Genomic DNA, 4,641 nt, shown 5'->3' on the forward strand with positions numbered 1-4,641 from the left:
GTCTCCATCGGGTCCTGGGCCGCGGACCCGGCGGGCGCGGGACGGGCGTCCGAGCCGGCGAGCCGGGCCCCCCCCGCACCCGCGCCGCCCCCGCCGCCGTCCAAAGGGCCGTCCGGCGGGCCGGCGGGCCGGGCCGGGCCGTGGACCCCGGCCGGCCGGCCCGGGCCGCGCGGCGGCTCCCCACCGCTCACGGCACGCGCCAGCTGACGTCGGCGACCTCCAGCTCGGCGGTGCCCTCGGTGTAGAGCATGAACGGCACGTCCACGTGGCGCAGGTCCAGGCCGGCCGCGGCCAGGTCGGCCAGCGGCACCGACACCCGCGTCCACTCCCCCGGCGCGGCCTGCCGCAACCGGGGTAGCAGGTCCAGGCCGGGCTGGGCCGGGTAGTCGTCGTGGCAGGCCAGGAACAGGGGTGCGGTGGGCGGTTGCAGCACACGCACGGCGAACTCGACGTGGGCGCCGGCCTGAAGGTGGCCGCGCAGGTCCTCGGGGGTGCCGGTGGGCGACTCGGCGTAGACGAACGCCGGGTAGCCGGTGAAGCGCAGCCGCAGCCCGGTGCCGCCGGCCGGGGCGGGCACCGGATCGGTGTGCACGATCAGGCACCGCATGGGCCCGGTGAGCGGCACGTCCTCGCGGGACCAGGTGTTGTGGCCCCCGACCCGCAGCCGGTACGGGGTGCCGTCCGCGTCCAGGACGCGCAGCGGCCCGTCCACCGCGGGTGGCGGCGGCGCCGGGCGGGGTTCGTCCGGCGCCAGCAGACCGACCGTGTCGGTGGTGTCGTGCAGGGACAGGCCGTGGCCCACGGGGAACAGCGGGGTGTGCCGGCCCTCGGGCCGGGTCTCCTCCGGCGGCACCCGGTAGTCGGGCAGGTGGGGCGGGATACGGTTGACGGCGGCCGAGTCGCGGGTGCGCGGCCACGACGAGGGCAGCCGGCCCTGGAAGTCATGGGCGGGTGTGCCGTCGGGGCCGGCGAACAGCACGTCGGTGATGCCCTCGGCGTACGGTCCGGGCAGCCACGCGGCGACGAAGGCGGCGGAGAGGTTGATCTCCTCGGTGCAGTACAGGGGGCGGCCGGTGAGGAAGACGGTCACGGCCGGCACGCCGACCGAGTGCAGCCGGCGCAGCACCTGGAGGTCGCGGGCGTAGGAGCGTTTGAGGTCGGCGTAGGCCAGGGAGCGCCAGGGTTTGAGGGTGCCGCGCATCTCGGCGTAGGAGTCCTCGCCGAGGACGACGACGGCCACGTCGAAGGCGGTGGGGTCGGTGTGCTCCAGATGCGGGTCGACGGCGCACCGCTCGGTGCCGACCACCGAGCGCACCGCGTCCGCCAGGGTGCTGCCCCCCGGCAGGTCGGCGCGGTCCACGTCGTCGCCCTGCCAGGTCAGGGTCCAGCCGCCGCACTGCTTGCTCAGGTCGTCGGCGGCGCTGCCGGTGACCAGCACCCGGGCGGTGCGCGCCAGCGGCAGCAGGCCGGGGGTGTGCTTGAGCAGGACCAGTGACGTGCGGGCGGCCTCGCGGGACAGTTCCCGGTGTTCGGCACAGCCGACGACCGACGCCCCGGCGCGGGTGAGGGCGCGCTCCCGGGGCCGCGGCTTGTCCCACAGGCCGGCGCGCATCTTCACCCGCAGCACCCGCAGGACCGCGTCGTCGATGCGGGCCATCGGGATCTGCCCCTCGCGCACCTGGCGCACGGTGGTGCGGTGCACGCTCTGCCAGGCCTCGCGGCCGGCGACCATCAGCACGTCCAGTCCGGCGTTGATCGCGTAACCGGCGTCGCCGGCGGAGCAGCCGGCGACCTCCGCGTGCGCGTCCCAGTCGCTGATGACGATGCCGTCGAAGCCGAGGGCCTCCTTGAGCACGTCGGTCAGCAGGTAGCGGCTGCCGTGCACCTTGTGGTTGTACGGCTCTGCGCGATCGGGGCTGTGGTCGTAGTTGGCGGGATGCTCCCAGCTGCTGAAGGAAACCATCACGCTCTGCGCGCCGGCGGCGATGCCGGCCACGAAGCCCTGGGCGTGGATGTTCCGGAGCACGTCCTCGGAGCAGCGGGCGGTGCCGCGGTCGCCGCCGTGGACGGTGCCGCCGTCGGCGATCCAGTGCTTGAGCGTGGCGAGCACCTTGCCGTCGGTGCGCAGGGCCGCGACATCGCCCTGCAGGCCCTCGACCATGGCCCGGCCGTAGGCGTGCACGAGGGCGGGGTCCTCGCCGTACCCCTCGTAGTAGCGGCCCCAGCGGCGGTCGCGGGGGGTGGTGACGGTGGGCGCGAAGATCCAGTCCATGCCGGTGGCGGCGACCTCGCGGGCGGTGGCCGCGCCGATGCGCCGCACCAGGTCGGGGTCGCCTGCCGCGCCCAGGCCGATGTTGTGCGGGAAGACGGTGGCGCCGTACACGTTGTTGTGCCCGTGGACGGCATCGGTGGCCCACAGGAAGGGGATGCGGAAGCCGCGGCCCCGCCAGCTCTCCTCGGCCGCCGTCCAGAACCGGTCGACGGTGTCCACCCAGTCCTGCACGGTGGCGTGGCGTTCGCCCCCGGGCCAGATGCCGGCGCCGTTGAGCGCGGAGCCGATGTGGAAGTCCCGCACGTCCTCGGGGGTCAGCTCGGCCAGTTCGGGCTGGATCATCTGGCCGACCTTCTCCTGAAGCGTCATCTGCCCGAGGAGGTCGGTCACCCGGCGTTCCAGCGCGGCGTCCGGCGCGATCGCCGAGGTGAGCCGCGGCCAGTGGGCCAGCGGCCGCAGGGCGGGCAGCCCGGTGGCCGCCGCGCTGCCTGTCACGGTGGTCACGGTCGTCGTCACTTCCCTTCCCCGGCGGGTGCGTCCGCGTCCGGCGCGGCGATCCAGAACTCCTCGGTGCGGGCGGCGAACACCCGCTCCTGGAACGGCTCGGGGACTACCGGCCTGGTCTGCTTCGGTGCGTACAGTTCGACCTGGGTGCGGTGCTCGCGGAAGGCCGCGTGCTTCTGCGGCACCCAGGGCCCGATGTCGAAGGAGGTCAGCCGCTCGCCGCCGGTGCCGGGGCCGTCGGCGGGGTTGCGGTTGACGAACCCAAACTCCTCCTCGGTGCGTTCGTCCCACACCACGTACCGGTACAGCGTCGGGGTGAGGCCCAGCTCCTCCAGGCAGGACACCACCGTCTCGCCGGTGAGCCGGTGGTCGGCGTTGAGTTCCCTGACCTCGTGGGGGAGGTAGACGTCGGTGACGCCGCGGTGCTCGCCCAGGATCCGCAGGACGTCCCGGCGGAAGGCGGGCAGGTGGTCGGCGAGCCGGGTGTCGGGGTAGTCGAGGAACCGTGCCGCCGTCTCGCTCAGCCCCATCGCCTTGGCGGCCATACGTGCCTCCTCGCGGCGTATCTCGCGCAGTTCGGCGGGGGTGGGGTCGGTGTGGATGCCGAGCACCGCGGAGTGGGACATGGCTCCGTCGGTGGCGAACACCACGCCGACCCGGGCGCCTTCGGCGGCCAGCCGGGCGATGGTGCCCCCGCAGGCGATCACCTCGTCGTCGGGGTGCGGGGAGAACACCAGCACCCGGGGTGTCTCGCGGCGGGCCTCGCGGTCCTTCCAGGTCCACATGCCGAGCAGCGGTGTCATGGGGGCATCTTCCGTCGTGGGGGTGGCGGCGGGAGCAGCGGCGGCAGGTTGGGGTGTGGCGGCGGCCTGCGGGGGTGCGGCGGCGGCCTGTTCGGCGTCCATGCGGTCGATGGGGCGGATCACCGTGCCGAACCGGTCGGTGACCGGGCCATCGGCCAGTCCGCGCGAGCGCAGGATGTCCTCGATCTCGTGGAAGTGGTGGTGGGGCACCAGGTGGGCGACCGGGGTGTCGTACTTCTCGGCGAAGTAGCGGTAGTTGTGCGCGGCCGAGCGCATGTTGGCCTCGTAGCTCTTGGGGTGCGGGATGTGAAGGGCGGCGGCGTCGCGGCGCAGGACGAAGCGGGCGCCGGCCGTGCGCAGCCGGTAGCTCAGGTCGACGTCCTCCGCGCCCCAGGAGCGGTACGCCTCGTCGAAGCCGCCGACCTCGCGCAGCAGGCGGGTGGCGGCGGAGGAGTTGCACGTCCACCACATCAGCCAGGGCGCGGTCAGGGCGTCGAGGTCCTCGCCGTAGCGTTCGTAGTAGTCCTCCCGGATGTCCAGCCAGCGGCGCTGCGCGGTGAACTCGGCGAAGGAGGCGTCCGGGTCGGCCAGGTCGAGGGCCTCGGTGATGGCCCGGCCGTCCTCGTTGTCCTCGTTGAAGCAGAGCACGTAGCCGACCACCGCCGTGGGTGTGTCCGTCTCCCGGTGGGCGGCCAGGTGCGCGGCCAGCGCGCCGGAGTGCAGGACGACGCCCGAGTCGACGAACACGCAGACCTCGGAACGGGCGTGGCGGATACCGGCGTTGCGCGCCTCGGCCGCCCGGTAGCCCTCGTCCTCCTGGAAGAAGTACCGCACGTCGAGCCGGTCGCGGTAGCCGGCGACGAGGTCGGCGGTGTCGTCGCTGGAGCCGTCGTCCGACACCACCACCTCGAAGGTGTCGCCGGTGTCGAGGCGTTGGCGGCACAGCGAGTCCAGGGTGTGCCGGAGGAGTCCGGAGCGGTTGTAGGTGGGGACGACGACGGTGCAGGCGGGCTGCTCGCTCACGCGGTGCTCCCTTCGTGGGGGCGGACGGGGTCGAGGGGC

General features: G+C 74.1%; 2 protein-coding genes. Both read right to left on the reverse strand.

The annotated features are described in order from the left end of the window. Positions 1 to 187: 187 nt before the first annotated feature. Positions 188 to 2,776 carry a glycoside hydrolase family 3 protein gene (locus GV126_RS34285; protein WP_201299987.1) on the reverse strand — a complete coding sequence of 863 codons (2,589 nt, stop codon included), beginning with the start codon at positions 2,774 to 2,776 and terminating at the stop codon, positions 188 to 190. Between the two features lie 8 nt (positions 2,777 to 2,784). After that, a complete protein-coding gene (locus GV126_RS34290; protein WP_159675162.1) occupies positions 2,785 to 4,602 on the reverse strand; it encodes a PIG-L family deacetylase in 1,818 nt (605 codons plus the stop codon). Between the last annotated feature and the right edge of the window lie 39 nt (positions 4,603 to 4,641).

Source organism: Streptomyces mexicanus (genome assembly GCF_902506575.1).
GTDB classification, from domain to species: domain Bacteria; phylum Actinomycetota; class Actinomycetes; order Streptomycetales; family Streptomycetaceae; genus Streptomyces; species Streptomyces mexicanus.